Genomic DNA, 14,780 nt, shown 5'->3' with positions numbered 1-14,780 from the left:
GGTGATCTGATCCAGCGCGGCGGCGGTCTCTTCCAGGCTGGCGGCCTGGTGTTCGGTGCGGCGCGACAGCTCGTCGGCAGCCTGGCTGATCTCGTCCGCGCCCGAGCGAATGCCCGAGACGTTGGCCACCACGACCGACACCGCGTCCTGAAGCTGGGCGATGGCGGCGTTGAAATCGGACTTCAACCGCTCGGCGCGCGGCGCCACCTCCAGGGTGAAGCGGTGCGTCAGATCCCCGTTCGCCATGGCCGACAGGCCGGTGGCCAGGGCCTCCAGCGCCGCCTTGTCCTCGGCCGCGACCCGGGCCTTCTCCGCCTCGTTGGCCGCACGCTCCTGCTCGGACAGAGAACGCTGGGCCAGGGCTTCGGCCTCAAGCCGATCCTTATCGATCGCCGCGTCCCGAAAAATGACCAGCGCGGCCGCCATCTGGCCGACTTCGTCGCGACGCGACGCATAGGGGATGTTGCTGGTCGTGTCGCCGTCGGCGAGATCCCGCATCCGCCGACCAAGAGCCACCACCGGCCCCGACACCGACCGACCAATGAACCAGCCCGCCGTCCCGACGGCCAGAGCCACCAGCAGCGCCATGCCGCCCAGCGTCACCGCGGCCTTGCCCACCATCGCCGCGATCTGGTCGGTATAGACACCAGAGCCGATCACCCAACCCCACGGCGCGAAACCCTTTACATAGGAAATCTTGGGGGCCGGCGTATCCTGGCCCGGCTTGTCCCAATCATAGGAGACGAAGCCTTCGCCGCGCCGTTCGACCACCGCGACGAATTCCTTGAACATCAGGACGCCGTTCGCATCCTTGTTCAGGCTTAAGTCCGTACCATCAAGCGCCGGCTTCATCGGGTGCATCACCATGAGGGGATGCATGTCGTTGATCCAGAAATAGTCGTCGGCGCCATAGCGCATGGCGCCGACTGCGGCCTTGGCTGCGCCTTGAGCTTCGGCGCGGGTCATCCGCCCGGCGATCTCTTCCGAATGATAATGGGCGACCACGCTGGAGGCGATCTCAACCGCCTTTTGGGTGCGGTCGGCGATGTCGCCGCGCATCACCGCATCCAGCCGCATAAGGGATAGACCTGTAACCAGAAGCAGGCCCGCCATGGTCACAAGAGCGAGCAGATTGATCCGCCCACCGATCGTCAACGCCTTCATGTCCGCCCCACTTCGATTTGCATCGCCGCTGGATAACGAAGGGAGTTAAAGGCCAGTCAAAGACGGCGCTGCGTAGGATTGCGTATGCCGCGAGGTCAACCGACCCGGCGATACTCCAAGAAGATCGGTCGAGTGTCGCCCAGGCGTTTCTCTTCATAGCGGGTCACGACGTGATCCGTGGGCGGGACGAACCAGTCCTGGTCGGCCGGGCCGATCCGATCCAGGCCGGGCGTGCGTTCCAACCGCTCAAGCGCCCATTCGGCGTAATCCAGCCAGTCGGTGACGAAACGCAGGGTCCCGCCGGGCTTCAGGATGCGGGCGAAGGCCTGGGCCGTCTCGTCCTGCAGCAGACGGCGCTTGTTGTGGCGCGCCTTGTGCCAGGGGTCGGGAAACAGGATCAGCACCCGATCGACCGAGGCGTCCGGCAGGGCGTCCACCACGTCGCGCGCATCGTCGGCGTGGATGCGGACATTCTTCAGATCGCCGTCCTCGACATGGCGCAGGGCCGAGGCCACGCCGTTCAGGAAGGGTTCGCAACCGATCACCAAGGCGTCGGGCCGCCTCGCCGCCTGGGCCGCCATATGCTCGCCGCCGCCGAAACCGATCTCCAGCCAGACCTCGGCCGCCTCGGGCATCATCGCCCTGGGGTCCAGCGGCCCGGCCTTGGGATCGGGCACGGCGATGGCGGGCAGCAGGGTGTCCATCAGCGCCGCCTGACGCGGCTTGATCGGGCGGGCCTTGATGCGGCCGAACGACCGCAGCGGGCGGTCCAGATGCGGGTTTCCGTCTTCGGGGGGCAGGTCGGCGCTCATGCGCCTGCCGTTAGCGGTCGCGCCGCCAAGCGTCTAGGCGGGCCGTCCGGCGAAGGCGGAAAACCTTTTGACGGTGCGGACCGAACACCCTTCTATGACGGTCGCAAGGCGCGTCGGGCTGTCGCGTCATCGGGAAAAGGGGAAACGATGATCGGACATCATCTGCGGGGCGTCAGCCTCGCGGCCATAATGTGCGCGGTGCTGGGGTTGTCGGCCTGCGCGACCACCGGCCAGCCGTCGGACCAGAACGCGGCGGCCAAGCCTGCGCGGGATCGCACCCTGGATGCGGGCCTCGATCCGGCGACGACGCTGGACCCCTATCCCTCGACCTATCGGCCTCTGCCGCGCGAGAATTTCGCCGTGGTCGGCGCCACCGTGCTGACCGGCACGGACCGCAAGATCGACAACGGCGTGGTCGTGGTCACGGACGGCAGGATCGCCGCCGTCGGCGACGCCTCGACCCCGGTCCCCGCCGGCTACAAGGTGGTGGACGCGCGCGGCCGCTACGTCACCCCCGGCGTCATCGACGTGCACAGCCACCTCGGCGTCTATCCGTCGCCCGGCGTCTCGGGCATGAGCGACGGCAACGAGGCGACCAATCCGAACACCGCCCAGGTCTGGGCCGAACACTCGCTCTGGCCCCAGGACCCCGGCTTCAACACCGCCCGGGCGGGCGGCGTGACGACCATGCACATCCTGCCCGGATCGGCCAATCTGTTCGGCGGGCGCGGCGTGACCATCCGCAACGTGCCCTCGATCACCATGCAGGGCATGAAGTTCCCGGCCGCCCCCTATACGGTCAAGATGGCCTGCGGCGAGAACCCCTCGCGCGTCTATGGCGGCAGGAACCAGAGCCCGGCGACCGGCATGGGCAATATGGCCGGCTATCGCGCCGCCTTCATCGCCGCGCGCGAATACAAGGCCAAGTGGGACAAGTGGCATGAGACCGGCGAGGGAACGGCCCCGACCCGCAATCTGCAGAACGAGACGCTGGCGGGCGTTCTGGACGGCTCGATCCTGATCCAGAACCACTGCTACCGCGCCGACGAGATGGCGCTGATGATGGATATGGCCAGGGAGTTCGGCTACCGCATCTCGACCTTCCACCACGCCACCGAGGCCTACAAACTGGCGCCGCAACTGGCCCAGAACGGCATATGCGCGGCCATGTGGACCGGCTGGTGGGGCTTCAAGATGGAGGCGCTGGACGCCATCGAGGAGAACGCCGCCCTGGTCGACGCGCAACCCGGATCGTGCGCCGTCATCCACTCCGACGACGCCCTTCTGACCCAGCGCCTGAACCAGGAGGCCGCCGCCGCCCTGTCGGCCGGTCGCCGCGCCGGGCTGAACATTTCGGAAGAACACGCCATCGGCTGGTTCACCTCCAACGCCGCCAAGGCCATCGGCATCGCCGACCAGACCGGATCGCTGACGCCGGGCCTGCGGGCCGATGTGGTGATCTGGAGCGCCGATCCGTTTTCCATCTACGCCCGCGCCGATCAGGTCTTCATCGACGGCGCCCTGGCCTTCGACCGTTCCAACCCCGCCTATCAGCCGACCAGCGACTTCGAACTGGGCCAGCCCGGCTATGGTCTGACCGCCGCCAACGTCCGGGAAGGAGCCCGCTGATGCGTCTCTCGTCCATTCTCGCCGGCGCCGCAGCGGCGCTTGCGCTCGCCGCGCCCGCCTTGGCCCAGGAGACCGTAGCCATCGTCGGCGGCCGCATCCTGACCGGAACCTCGGTGATCGAAAGCGGCACGGTCGTGCTGCGCGACGGCAAGATCGTCTCGGTCGGAACCGGCGCCGCCCCATCGGGCGCGCGCGTCATCGACGCGGCCGGCAAGACCGTAGCCCCTGGCTTCGTGGCTGTGGATTCGGGCCTTGCGGGCACAGAGGTCGGGTCTGTGCGCGGCACCAACGAACTGAGAAACAGCGCCAATACGCTCAGCGCCGCCTTCGACATCTCCTATGGGCTGGACCCCTGGTCCTTCACCCTGCCGGTCGCGCGGCTGGGCGGCATCACCCGCGCCGTCGTCGTGCCCCAGCATCCCGGCTCGTCGGGCGGTCATGTGCATGAGGACGAGACGGCCGGCGCCGGCGACGGCGGCTATCAGACGCCCGGCCTGTTCGCCGGCCAGGCCGCCATCATCAACCTGGGTCCCAATCTGGCCGGCGGCGGGTCCGACATCCTGGTCAAGCCGCGCGTGGCCATGGTCGCCCCGTTCGGCGAGGCGGGGGCGGCGGTCGCCGGCGGGGCGCGCGGGGCCCAGTTCGTCCTGTTCAAGGAGACGATGGCCGAGGTTCGGCTCTATGCCCGCAACAAGGCCGCCTACGACCGGGCGGCCCTGCGCAATCTCAGCCTGTCGCGCGCGGACCTGGAGGCCCTGATCCCGGTCGCCAACGGGACCCTGCCGCTGATCGTCACCGTCCACCGGGCGTCGGACATCCAGCAGGTGCTGCGTCTGGCGCGCGAGGAAGGGATCAGGCTGATCCTGGACGGCGCCGAGGAAGGCTGGCTGGTGGCGGGCGACATCGCCTCGGCCGGCGTGCCGGTGCTGCTGAACCCCATCGACAACCTGCCCTCCGACTTCGAGATGCGGGCGGCGCGGATGGAGAATGCGGCGGCCCTGAACGCGGCCGGCGTGCTGATCGCCATCAAGGGCAACGAAGGCTCGACCCACCGCGCGCGCGACGCCCGCTACAACGCCGGCAATGCGGTGTCGCACGGCCTGCCCTACCAGGCCGCCATCGCGGCCTTGACGGTCAATCCCGCCAGGATCTTCGGCATGGCGGGACAGTTCGGCCAGATCGCGCCGGGCGCCGCCGGCGACGTTGTGGTCTGGTCCGGCGATCCGCTGGAGCCGCTGAGCCAGCCCTCGGCCATCTTCGTCAACGGCGTCGAACAGCCGCTGACCAGCCGCCCGCTGATGCTGCGCGACCGCTATCGCCAGCAGACGCCGATGCCGCCGGCCTATCGGAACTGAGGGCCAACATGAACGCCAAGCTCTTCAGTGAAATCAGAACAAGGCCAGCTCGCGCCCTTCAGGTGTATCAAGTTCTCATTGGACTCGCTTACAACCGACAGACCATGACCTATGGTCAGGTGGCAAAAATACTGGAGTATGAAGGCGCCGGCGTGTTTGCTGGCATTCTCGACCACATCAAGCATTGGTGTGACCAAGAACGACACCCCGCGTTGACCACTCTGATCGTCAACCAAACCACCGGCTTGCCAGGCGAGGGGTTTAGTACTTCGACAGACCTTCATGCAGGACGCGAAGCCGTCTTCGGATGCAACTGGTTCGACATTGTGCCTCCTACGATGGAGGAACTATCAGCCGCTTATATTGCAGGCCACAAATGACTGTGCGTCTTCTTTGATGAGAGACGGAAAGGGCGGGGCCGCACGGTCCCGCCCTTTTTCATTCGCCGCGTCCGCGCTAGGTCACGCCCATGCCTACGGTTCTCTACATCGACGCCGACGCCTGCCCCGTAAAGGAGGAGGTCTATCGCGTCGCCCGCCGCTACGGGCTGAAGACCTATGTCGTCTCCAACACCTGGATGCAGGTCCCGCGCGAGGCGCTGATCGAACAGGTGGTGGTGGACGCCGGGCCCGACATCGCAGACGACTGGATCGCCGAACGGGCGACCGTGGGCGACGTGGTGATCACCGCCGACATCCCCTTGGCCGACCGTTGCCTGAAGTCGGGCGCCCAGGCGCTGAAATCCAACGGCCAGCCCTTCACGCCGGATTCCATTGGATCGGCCCTGGCCGGGCGGATGGTGGGCGAGCATCTGCGGTCGATGGGCGTGGCGACGTCCGGCCCGCCGCCGTTCTCGGCCGCCGACCGTTCGCGGTTCCTTCAGGCGCTGGAACAGGCCGTGGTCAAGGCGGGCAAGGCCGCCCGATGACCACCGTCATCCCCGAGGACGAGTTGGCGTTTCACTTCTACCGCGCCGGCGGGCCGGGCGGGCAGAACGTCAACAAGGTGGCCACCGCCGTCCAGATGCGGTTCGACGTCAGAAACTCGCCCTCCCTGACCGAGCCGGTCAAGACGCGGCTGATGAAGCTGGCGGGCAGCCGTCTGACGCAGGAAGGCGTGATCCTGATCAACGCCGTGCGGTTCCGCACCCAGGAGCGCAACCGCGCCGACGCCATGGCCCGGCTTCAGGAGATGGTGGACGCCGCCTCGGTCCGACCTGTCTTTCGCGTGCCGACCCGCCCCACCAAGGCGTCCAAGGAGCGACGGCTGAAGGCCAAGACCAGCCGCAGCGCCATCAAGTCCGGCCGGGGAAGGCCCCGCCACGACGACTGACGCGCGCGGAACATCTTCGGTGCGTTATCGTTCACCCCTTACGGCAACGGTTGGAAGAGGCGCGGATGCAGCGATTTCGGGCGATGACGATGGGGCTGGCGGTTGCCGGGACGCTCGGCGCCTGCGGCCAGTACGAAATCCGCAAGAAGGACGACGCCGAGCCCGCCCCGGCGGCTCCGGCGCCTGCGCCGGCCCAGTCCGAGCAGGACAAGGCCGTCATCGCCGCCACGCCCCAGGTCTCGCTTTCGGAAAAGGATCGGCGGCAGATCGAGGACGTGGCCCGCAACTATCTGGATGACGCCGCCAAGGAACTGGCCAAGGGCTTCTCGCCCATGCCGGGCGTGCAGGACATCGTGGTCGCCCTCCAGCCCACCCAGGTTCACCCCTGGTCCGTGCCCCTCAAACGCGGCGAGACCTATCGCATCATCGCCGAATGCGATGCCGAATGCTCGGACCTGGACATGGAACTGGTCGATCCGGCGGGCAAGATCGTCGAACGCGACACCCTGCCGGACTCGGCGCCCGTCATAAACATCCGGCCGGCCGCCGATGGAACCTATACCGCGCGGGTGATCATGAAGACCTGCACCGTGGCGCCCTGCTATGCGGCGGCGCGTCTGTACCACCAGACCGGCCCCATCCCGGACGACGACGCGCCGCCCGCGACGGAGGCCTGAGGGATCAGCTTTCCGCCGGGCGGAACAGCAGGGCGGCGATCTTGTCCTCGGCGTCGAAGCCGATCATCCATTCGGTCGCCTGGTTGTCGAACGTGACCTTGAAAAGCTGGGCCTCGCCTTCCTGACGCTTGTATTCGACGGTCTTCACCGCGCCGAAGCCCTTGATCAGCGACCCGACCTGTTCGGCCTGCTGGCGAATCTGGGCCGCCAGATTGGGGGTGAAGTCGGAATAGTCGAAGCCGCCGCCCTGAACGTCGGCGATCACGCCGCGCAGCGCCTCTTCGGCCCGGGCGATGTCCGGCGCTGCGGCCGGCGTCGCCGCCGAAGTCGCAGGGGGGCCGGCCGGCGCCGGGCGCGTCGGGGCCGCCTGCGGCTGGGACTGCGTCTGGGCGGGGCGGTCGAAGGCGTTCGGCACCGAGGCCGCGGCCGCCTGGGCCAGGGCCGGCGCGGGCGCCAGGATCAGGGCGGCGCCCAGCAGGGTCTTGGTCAGGATCGTCGTCATGAAAAAGGCTCCGGTCAGGTCAGATAGGGCCAGAGCGAAAGGCCCAGGGCCGTCAGGGCCGCGATGACCGCGACGGTGACGGAAGCCGTCAGCCAAGCCGGAGTTCCCGACTTTTCCATGACCACCGTGGTCGGACGCGGCGGCTCCTGCACCAGACGCGAGATGGCGCGCGCCGCCGCGATCATGTCGTTCAGGGCGTCCCGGGCCTGGGCCTGCGGGCCCAGTTCGCGCCGGATCCAGCGTTCGACCACCGGCTGGGCGGCCTTCCACAGGTCGTGGTCGGGCTGCAGGCGGCGCGCCACCCCCTCGACCGAGACCATGGTCTTCTGCAGCAGGATCAGTTCGGGCCGCAGCCGCATGTCGAACAGGGCGGTGATCTCGAACAACTGGCCCAAGAGCCGGCCCATCGACACCTGGCTGGCGGCGCGGCCGATGACCGGCTCGCCCACGGCGCGCAAGGCCTGGGCGAAGGTCTCCACCGAGTGGTGCGGCGGCACATAGCCGGCCTCGAAATGGACGCGCGAAATGCGGTCGTAGTCGCGGCTGATGAAGCCCCACAGGATCTCGGCCAGATAGCGTCGCTCGGCCGGCCCCAGCCGCCCGACGATGCCGAAGTCGATGGCCGTCAGATGGGCGGGCGCGCTGGCGAACAGATTGCCCTCGTGCAGGTCGGCGTGGAACGTGCCGTGGTCCAGCGCCTGGACCAGGAAGGCGCGCACGACATTGTCGGCCAACTGGTCCTTGTCGAGGCCGGGCAGGTCCAGCAGGGCCGGATCGGTCATGGGCACGCCTTGCGCCCATTCCAGCGTCAGCACCCGCTTGCCCACCCCGTCCCAGATCACGGCGGGGGCCGACATATAGCCGTCCTTGGCCATGACCTCGGCCATCTCGCTGGCGGCGGCGGCCTCCAGCCGCATGTCCAGCTCCAGATCCAGCGAGTTGGCGATGGTCTCGACGAAGGCGGACGGCTCCAGCCGCCGCGCCATCGGAACCAGCCGCCAGACCAGCCGCGCGGCCAGCCGCATGGAATCCAGCCCATTGGCGACCCGGCGCTCCACCCCCGGCCGCAGCACCTTGACCGCGACGGCTCGCCCGTCGGCCAGGGCGGCGCGGTGCGCCTGGGCCAGGGAGGCGGCGGCGACCGCCGGCCCCAGGTCGGTGAACAGGCTTTCGACCGGCCGACCCAGCGAACGTTCGATCTCGCGCCGCGCGTCCTCCAGCGGGAACGGCGGCAGCCGATCCTTCAACCGACCCAGGTCGCGCGCGAACTCCAGGCCGAAGATGTCGGCGCGGGTCGCCAGAACCTGCCCCAGTTTGATCGCCACCGGCCCCAGATGTTCGAAGGCGGCGCCCAGTCGCTGGCCCGGCCGCCCCTGACGTCCGGCGCGGCCGGAGAACAGCTGCACGAACCGCGCGAACGGCCGCGTCCAGGCCGGCAGCAGCGGCGTGACCTCGCGCGGGACCAGGGCGTCATGGCGCGCCAGAACCCACAGCCACCCCATCAGCCGCAGGAAGGACGCCGCCGGGTTCTGCACCGCCACGGTCGCGGGCGGCGGCGGGGCCGTGCGATAGATGCGGCTGGTCAGATCGCCCACCCGTGGTGGATGGCGGCGATCCCGCCCGACAGATTGGTCACGGACACGCGGCGGAACCCGGCGTCCTCGATCAGGCCCTTGAACGCCTGCTGGTCGGGGAAGCGGCGGATGCTCTCGACCAGATACTGATAGCTGTCTCGATCCTTGGCCACCCAGCCGCCGATGCGCGGAATGGCGTGGAAGGACCAGGCGTCATAGACCTTGCGGATCGGCGTGGTCGTGGGGCGCGAAAACTCCAGGCACAGGAACCGCCCGCCCGGCTTCAGCACGCGCCGCGCCTCGGCCAGGGCCTTGTCGATATGGGCCACGTTGCGAATGCCGAAGCTGATCGAATAGGCGTCGACCGAGGCGTCCGGCAGCGGCAGGTTCATGGCGTCCCCGACCGACCAACTCATCTCCGGCTCGCCGCCCTTGTGGACGCCCGCCAGAATCATCTCGGCGTTGTAGTCCATGACGATGATATTGGCGTCGTCGCCGCCGCGCCGCTCTTGCGCCGCGCGCGCCATCTTCGAATAGCGCCGGGCCATGTCGCCGGTGCCGCCCGCCACGTCCAGGATGGTCTCGCCCGGACGGGGGTTCAGCTTGGCGGCGGCGATGTCCTTCCAGATGCGGTGGACGCCCACGCTCATCAGGTCGTTCATCACGTCGTAGTTGGAGGCGACGGAATCGAAGACCCCGCGCACCATCTTCACCTTCTCGCGCGCATCCACGTCGCGAAAGCCGAAGGAGGAACGATCGCCCTGCGAATGCGGGCCGTGGGAGGAGGCGTCGGTCATGCCCATCGTCTAGCGCGTCGCCGCGCCGCCGTCACCCGATCAGACGGGCGATCAGGCGGCTTCCGGCTGAGGCAGCTCCAGATCCTTCATCACGTCGCGCATCAGGCCGTAGCAACCGCACGAGGCGGCCTCCAGCCCGTCGCGATCCAGAACCTTGACCCAGCCCCGTCCGCGCTGGATCAGCGACTTGCCCTCCAGCACCGAACCGACCTCGGACACGGTGGCGCGCCGCACGCCCAACATGCCGGCGATATCGGCCTGGGTCAGGTCGAAACGGTCGTCCTCGGCCCGGTCGTGCAGCGTCAGCAGCCAGCGCGCCAGCCGCTCGTCCAGCCGGTGCTGGGCGTTGCAGGCCGCCGCCTGCTGGACCTGTGCCATCAGCCCCTCGGTGAACCGCGACAGGGCCAGGCGCAGGCTTTCGCTCTTGTCCAGCGCCTCGCCGAACACCTCGGACGAACAATAGGCGGCCAGGCCGTCGCGCTGGGAGATGGCGCGGCTGGCGGCGCGGGCGTTGAAGGGGCCGCACGTCACGCCGATCAGGCCTTCGCGCCCGATGGCGGCGGTCTCGACCATCTTGTCGTCGGGCAGGACGGTCATCAGCGACACCACGCCCCTGATCGGGAACCACACCCGGTCGACGGCCTCGCCGGCGTCGTACAGCATCTGGCCGCGCGTGATCTCGCCCTGCTTCAGGTGGGGTTCGATCCGCTTGCGGTCGGCCGCGTTCAGGGCGGCGATCCACAGATTGTCCATCATCGTCTCCCTATCGCCCGAACCGGGAACCTAACGCCCAAGCTTGACCAGATGTTCCCGGCGCTTGCCGCCCGGTCGCGGGCGCCTTACGCCAAAGAAAAAGAGGAAACGCGATGACAGACACCCGCCTTGACGTTGGGGAAATCCTGCCTGGTCTGCCCGCCTGGCGCGCGGCGGACGGGGATCGCCAGGCCATTCGGCGCAGCCTCGCTTTCGACGATTTCAACGCCGCATTCGGCTTCATGGCGCGCGTGGCGTTGATGGCGGACAAGATGGACCATCATCCCGAATGGTCCAATGTCTACAATCGCGTCGACATCCTGCTGACCACGCACGACGCGGACGGCGTCACCCAGCGCGACGTGACCCTGGCCCGCTTCATCGACGCCGCAGCCGCCGGCATGGGGGTGCGGTCGTGAGCGCGCATCGCCCCGGCCGCGTCGCCGGCAAGACCGTCCTGATCACCGGCGCCGCCGGCGGCCTCGGCGAGGCCATGGCTCTGATAATGGCTCGCGAAGGCGCCCGCGTCGCCGTGACCGACATCGACGGCCCCCGCGCCGAGGCCCTGGCCGCGCGGATCAATGCGGAAATCGCCGGCGCCGCCTTCGCCTATGCTCACGACGTGGCCAGCGAAGCCGACTGGGAGCGGGTCATCACCGCCGCCGTCGCCGACCTCGGCGGCCTGTCGGTTCTGGTCAACAACGCCGGCGTCGGCGGCCCCTTGGCCTTCGTCGAACAGGACACGGTCGAGAACTGGCAACGTCAGTACGAGATCAATCTGCGCTCGATCATGCTGGGCGCAAAACACGCCATGCCGCATCTTCGCGCCTCGGCCCCCGCTTCGATCGTCAACATCTCGTCCATCGCCGGCCTGGCCGCCGCCCCCGGCATGGGCGCCTACAACGCCACCAAGGCCGCCGTCTGGATGTACACCAAGACCCTGGCGCTGGAGGCGGCCAAGGCCGACTGGAACGTGCGCTGCAACTCGGTCCATCCGGTCTTCATCAAGACCCCGATCCTGGACCCCTTCATCGCCATGGCCGGCGGCGACCAGGACAAGGCCCACGAACGCCTGGCGCGCGGCATTCCGCTGAAGCGGATCGGCGAGCCCGACGACGTCGCCTACTGCGTCCTCTATCTGGCGTCGGACGAATCCAAGTTCGTCACCGGCTCCGAGTTCAAGATCGACGGCGGCATGACGGCGCAATAAGCCCGCCGGACGCTTATTCAGGATTGAGGCCGCCCGCGCCATGCTGTAAGCGGCCCTTTCCGGCGTCACGCCGCACACGCACCCGTAGCTCAGCTGGATAGAGTGCTGCCCTCCGAAGGCAGAGGTCACAGGTTCGAATCCTGTCGGGTGCGCCACTTCGGTTTAAAACTGAGAACTCCGCCAGCGGCGGCATAACTCCTAGCATCGCTAGGTTCAGGACCTATTAAATCGCTTGCATGATCGGCGTCGCTCTGATTCCGACGTGGGATCAGGGAGGTATTTGATGAGCGATCTTTTGTGGTTGTCGGACAGGCAGATGGCGGTGATCGAGCCGTTCTTCCCCTTGGCGCACGGCGTGCCTCGGGTGGATGACCGGCGGGTGCTGTCGGGGATCGTGTTCGTGATCCGAAACGGCCTGCGCTGGCGCGACGCGCCGCCGGCCTACGGCCCGCACAAGACCCTCTACAATCGCTTCGTCCGCTGGAGCCGCCTGGGGGTATTCGACCGCATCTTCGCGGCCCTGGCCGCTCAGGCGGGCGAGCCGGACGCGATCATTATCGACAGCACCCACCTGAAGGCGCACCGCACGGCGGCCAGCCTGCTCAAAAAGGGGATGTTCCCCGTCGTATCGGGCGGACCAGGGGCGGTCTGAACTCCAAGCTGCACATCGTCTGCGACGACCGGGGACGACCCCTGGTCATGCTGCTGTCCGAAGGACAGATGAGCGACCACAAGGGCGCCGCCCTCCTGCTCGAGGCCCTGCCGCGCGCCCGCGTCCTCATCGGCGACAGAGGCTACGACAGCCGCGCCTTCCGCGACGCCCTCGCTGCCCGGGGAACCGCCGCCTGCATCCCCTCAAGCCGCAGCCGAAAAGTCCCGATCCCCCACGATCCGGCCATCTACCAACGTCGCCACAAGGTCGAGAACCTCTTCGCCCGCCTCAAGGACTGGCGGCGCATCGCCATGCGTTACGACCGGTGCGCCCACACGTTCATGGCCGCAATAACCATCGCAGCAATAATGATCTTCTGGATCAATGAGTCCTGAAGCTAGCTGGGAGCGTCGCACTTGTGGCTAGTGGCTGGCTCACTCACACGAGAGTGGGCTTGTCGTTGCTTGGCGCCAATGCTTGCGGATGAGAAGCTTGGTCGTGGCGCTGGTGGGCAATGCTGCGTTTGTCAGAACGAAGGTTGGCCTTACATCTGGTGACCGCAATGCGCGGCGTCGGATCGACGTCACAGGGCCGGATGAGCTGATGTAGACTCGCGTCGCGATAAATTCGCTTTCGTTTGATCCGACGCCGCCATACACCTCTCGCGCGAGTTGAGCGGGGGCTTTGAGTGGCGTTGGGGGAGTTGGGGGCGCAGGCTCCCGTCGAGCAGGATACGGGTCTGGCTTGCCTGACACTGTTGCTCGGTTTTCATCAAATTCCGGCCGATCAGAGCCAGCTTCGGCACGATCTCGGGCATGCGGCGCCAGCCGACGACGCCGATCTCGTCCGTCTTGCCAAGCGAGTCGGGGCTAAGGCCAAGACAGCGACCCTGGATATCGCCGCGCTTGAGAACTCGCCCCTGCCGGCGATCGTGCGCGATCGGCAGGGTCTGTATCTCATCGTCGGCGCCTTCCGCGATGGTCAGGTTCTGATCCAGCGTCCCGCCGAGGCGCCCACCGCGCTGACGCTGGAGGCGTTCCAACAACTGTGGTCCGGCAAGGCGGTCTTCATCACCACGCGCGTTGCCGGTGCGGCGTCCGCCAAGTTCGATGTGACCTGGTTCATCCCAGCCTTGGTCAAGTACCGCTGGATGCTGGGCGACGTGCTGGCCGCTTCGCTGGCGCTGCAACTGTTCGCCCTGGCGACACCGATGATATTTCAGGTCGTCATCGACAAGGTGTTGGTGCACCAAGGGCTGACCACGCTGGATGTGCTGGCCATCGGCCTGATCACCGTCGTGGTGTTCGAGAGCTTCCTCGGCGGCCTGAGGGCCTATGTCTTCTCGCACACGACCAGCCGCGTCGACGTCGAGCTGGGCGCAAAACTCTATCGCCACCTGCTCAACCTCCCGCTGGCCTATTTCGAATCCCGGCGGGTCGGCGACACCATCGCCCGAGTGCGCGAGCTCGAGACGATCCGGGAGTTCCTGACCTCCTCGTCGGTGACCCTGTTCGTGGACCTGTTGTTCACCGTCATCTTCCTGGTGGTGATGTGGTTCTACTCGCCCTTCCTGCTGGCGATCGTGGTTGGGACCATCGTTCTCTACGCGATCATCTGTTTCGTCATCACGCCGCCGTTGCGGCGTCGGATCGAGGAGCGGTTCCAGCGCGGCGCTGAGAGCCAGGCCTTCCTGGTCGAGAGCGTGACCGGCGTTCAGACGCTGAAGGCCGCCGCCGTCGAGCCGCAGATGCAGAGCCGGTGGGAGAAGCTGCTGGCGGCCTACGTCAAGGCCGGCTTCAAGGCGGCCCAACTGAATATCTGGGGCGGTCAGGCCATCCAACTGGTCAACAAGGTCTCCACGGCCCTGATCCTCTATGTCGGCGCGCGCCTGGTTATCGGCGGCAACCTGTCCGTCGGCGAATTGGTGGCGTTCAACATGCTGGCCGGTCGAGTGGCGGAGCCGGTGTTGCGCCTCGCCGGGCTGTGGCAGCAGTTCCAGGAAGCCCGCGTCGGCGTCGATCGCCTGGGCGACGTGCTGAACGCACCGACGGAATCCCAATTCTCGGCCTCGCGCGCCGCCCTGCCGCCGGTGAAGGGGGCCGTGGCCTTCGACGACGTGACCTTCCGCTATCGCCCCGGCGGACGCGAGGTGCTGCGCCGGGTGTCGCTGGACGTGAAGCCGGGCGAGATCATCGGCATCGTGGGCCCGTCGGGCTCGGGCAAATCGACCCTGACCAAGCTGGTCCAACGCCTCTATGTACCCGAAAGCGGCCGGGTCATGGTGGACGGCACGGACCTGTCCCTGGTCGATCCGGCCTGGCTG

The 14,780-nt window shown here is 67.6% G+C and carries 16 protein-coding genes and 1 tRNA gene; 11 read left to right on the top strand and 6 right to left on the bottom strand.

Annotated elements, in window-relative coordinates; translation table 11 throughout:
* Both B3Z70_RS07805 and trmB read right to left on the bottom strand, forming a co-directional pair.
* The coding region (locus B3Z70_RS07805; RefSeq protein ID WP_292045306.1) for a cache domain-containing protein at positions 1–1,164 on the bottom strand (1,164 nt) is incomplete at its 3' end.
* Positions 1,165–1,259: 95 nt separating this feature from the next.
* On the bottom strand, positions 1,260–1,976 hold the full coding sequence (gene trmB, locus B3Z70_RS07800; protein WP_292024246.1) for a tRNA (guanosine(46)-N7)-methyltransferase TrmB: 717 nt from the start codon (positions 1,974–1,976) through the stop codon (positions 1,260–1,262).
* Between the two features lie 147 nt (positions 1,977–2,123).
* Here trmB and B3Z70_RS07795 point away from each other — a divergent pair, with 147 nt between their 5' ends.
* From B3Z70_RS07795 to B3Z70_RS07770, 6 genes are all read left to right on the top strand, one after another.
* Positions 2,124–3,605 (top strand): amidohydrolase, encoded by a 1,482-nt coding sequence (locus B3Z70_RS07795; protein ID WP_292024247.1) that lies wholly within the window; start codon positions 2,124–2,126, stop codon positions 3,603–3,605.
* Positions 3,605–4,960, top strand: a complete 1,356-nt coding sequence (locus B3Z70_RS07790) for an amidohydrolase family protein (RefSeq protein ID WP_292024248.1) — start codon at positions 3,605–3,607, stop codon at positions 4,958–4,960. Before B3Z70_RS07795 ends, B3Z70_RS07790 begins: the two co-directional genes overlap by 1 nt.
* Before the next feature lie 8 nt (positions 4,961–4,968).
* Positions 4,969–5,340 carry a hypothetical protein gene (locus tag B3Z70_RS07785; RefSeq protein WP_292024249.1) on the top strand — a complete coding sequence of 124 codons (372 nt, stop codon included), beginning with the start codon at positions 4,969–4,971 and terminating at the stop codon, positions 5,338–5,340.
* Positions 5,341–5,429: 89 nt separating this feature from the next.
* Positions 5,430–5,888 (top strand): YaiI/YqxD family protein, encoded by a 459-nt coding sequence (locus B3Z70_RS07780; RefSeq protein ID WP_292024250.1) that lies wholly within the window; start codon positions 5,430–5,432, stop codon positions 5,886–5,888.
* Positions 5,885–6,292 carry an alternative ribosome rescue aminoacyl-tRNA hydrolase ArfB gene (gene arfB, locus B3Z70_RS07775; RefSeq protein ID WP_292024251.1) on the top strand — a complete coding sequence of 136 codons (408 nt, stop codon included), beginning with the start codon at positions 5,885–5,887 and terminating at the stop codon, positions 6,290–6,292. Before B3Z70_RS07780 ends, arfB begins: the two co-directional genes overlap by 4 nt.
* Before the next feature lie 65 nt (positions 6,293–6,357).
* A complete protein-coding gene (locus B3Z70_RS07770) occupies positions 6,358–6,969 on the top strand; it encodes a PPC domain-containing protein (protein ID WP_292024252.1) in 612 nt (203 codons plus the stop codon).
* A 4-nt stretch (positions 6,970–6,973) separates the two neighbouring features.
* On the opposite strand, the gene B3Z70_RS07765 is transcribed toward B3Z70_RS07770, so the two are convergent.
* The 4 genes from B3Z70_RS07765 to B3Z70_RS07750 all read right to left on the bottom strand — a co-directional run bounded on the left by B3Z70_RS07765 (position 6,974) and on the right by B3Z70_RS07750 (position 10,598).
* Positions 6,974–7,471: a hypothetical protein gene (locus B3Z70_RS07765; RefSeq protein ID WP_292045303.1), complete on the bottom strand. Its 498-nt coding sequence runs from the start codon at positions 7,469–7,471 to the stop codon at positions 6,974–6,976.
* A 14-nt stretch (positions 7,472–7,485) separates the two neighbouring features.
* Complete coding sequence (ubiB, locus tag B3Z70_RS07760; protein WP_292045309.1) at positions 7,486–8,973, bottom strand: 2-polyprenylphenol 6-hydroxylase; 1,488 nt, start codon at positions 8,971–8,973, stop codon at positions 7,486–7,488.
* Between the two features lie 80 nt (positions 8,974–9,053).
* A complete protein-coding gene (locus B3Z70_RS07755; RefSeq protein WP_292023665.1) occupies positions 9,054–9,842 on the bottom strand; it encodes a class I SAM-dependent methyltransferase in 789 nt (262 codons plus the stop codon).
* 51 nt (positions 9,843–9,893) lie between these two features.
* A complete protein-coding gene (locus B3Z70_RS07750; RefSeq protein WP_292023667.1) occupies positions 9,894–10,598 on the bottom strand; it encodes a Crp/Fnr family transcriptional regulator in 705 nt (234 codons plus the stop codon).
* A gap of 110 nt (positions 10,599–10,708) precedes the next feature.
* Here B3Z70_RS07750 and B3Z70_RS07745 point away from each other — a divergent pair, with 110 nt between their 5' ends.
* From B3Z70_RS07745 to B3Z70_RS07725, 5 genes are all read left to right on the top strand, one after another.
* Entirely contained in the window at positions 10,709–11,014 is a 306-nt protein-coding gene (locus B3Z70_RS07745; RefSeq protein WP_292023669.1) for a 4a-hydroxytetrahydrobiopterin dehydratase, read from the top strand.
* A complete protein-coding gene (locus tag B3Z70_RS07740; RefSeq protein WP_292023671.1) occupies positions 11,011–11,805 on the top strand; it encodes an SDR family oxidoreductase in 795 nt (264 codons plus the stop codon). Before B3Z70_RS07745 ends, B3Z70_RS07740 begins: the two co-directional genes overlap by 4 nt.
* A gap of 78 nt (positions 11,806–11,883) precedes the next feature.
* A tRNA-Arg gene (locus tag B3Z70_RS07735) sits at positions 11,884–11,960 on the top strand.
* A gap of 128 nt (positions 11,961–12,088) precedes the next feature.
* Positions 12,089–12,852 (top strand): IS5 family transposase gene (locus B3Z70_RS07730; RefSeq protein ID WP_292023672.1). Its coding sequence is split into 2 segments (ribosomal slippage): positions 12,089–12,422 and positions 12,422–12,852, totalling 765 coding nucleotides; the frame shifts between segments, so codons are not numbered across the junction.
* A gap of 293 nt (positions 12,853–13,145) precedes the next feature.
* Positions 13,146–14,780, top strand: a 1,635-nt coding sequence (locus tag B3Z70_RS07725) for an ABC transporter transmembrane domain-containing protein (RefSeq protein ID WP_292023674.1), incomplete at its 3' end; no start/stop codon positions are given.

Origin of the sequence: Brevundimonas sp. UBA6550 (assembly GCF_002434505.1) — a bacterium.
GTDB lineage: Bacteria > Pseudomonadota > Alphaproteobacteria > Caulobacterales > Caulobacteraceae > Brevundimonas.
The sequence above is the reverse complement of the archived record's forward strand: the minus strand, read 5'-3'. Positions and strand labels throughout refer to the sequence as shown.

Bases quoted from the DNA above. Each gene is read 5' to 3' on its own strand.
- B3Z70_RS07780 (WP_292024250.1), top strand. From the start codon at position 5,430: ATGCCTACGGTTCTCTACATCGACGCCGACGCCTGCCCCGTAAAGGAG.
- B3Z70_RS07755 (WP_292023665.1), bottom strand. From the start codon at position 9,842: ATGACCGACGCCTCCTCCCACGGCCCGCATTCGCAGGGCGATCGTTCC.
- B3Z70_RS07790 (WP_292024248.1), top strand. From the start codon at position 3,605: ATGCGTCTCTCGTCCATTCTCGCCGGCGCCGCAGCGGCGCTTGCGCTC.
- B3Z70_RS07745 (WP_292023669.1), top strand. From the start codon at position 10,709: ATGACAGACACCCGCCTTGACGTTGGGGAAATCCTGCCTGGTCTGCCC.
- B3Z70_RS07795 (WP_292024247.1), top strand. From the start codon at position 2,124: ATGATCGGACATCATCTGCGGGGCGTCAGCCTCGCGGCCATAATGTGC.
- B3Z70_RS07785 (WP_292024249.1), top strand. From the start codon at position 4,969: ATGAACGCCAAGCTCTTCAGTGAAATCAGAACAAGGCCAGCTCGCGCC.
- ubiB (WP_292045309.1), bottom strand. From the start codon at position 8,973: ATGGGGTGGCTGTGGGTTCTGGCGCGCCATGACGCCCTGGTCCCGCGC.
- B3Z70_RS07765 (WP_292045303.1), bottom strand. From the start codon at position 7,471: ATGACGACGATCCTGACCAAGACCCTGCTGGGCGCCGCCCTGATCCTG.
- B3Z70_RS07770 (WP_292024252.1), top strand. From the start codon at position 6,358: ATGCAGCGATTTCGGGCGATGACGATGGGGCTGGCGGTTGCCGGGACG.
- trmB (WP_292024246.1), bottom strand. From the start codon at position 1,976: ATGAGCGCCGACCTGCCCCCCGAAGACGGAAACCCGCATCTGGACCGC.
- B3Z70_RS07750 (WP_292023667.1), bottom strand. From the start codon at position 10,598: ATGATGGACAATCTGTGGATCGCCGCCCTGAACGCGGCCGACCGCAAG.
- arfB (WP_292024251.1), top strand. From the start codon at position 5,885: ATGACCACCGTCATCCCCGAGGACGAGTTGGCGTTTCACTTCTACCGC.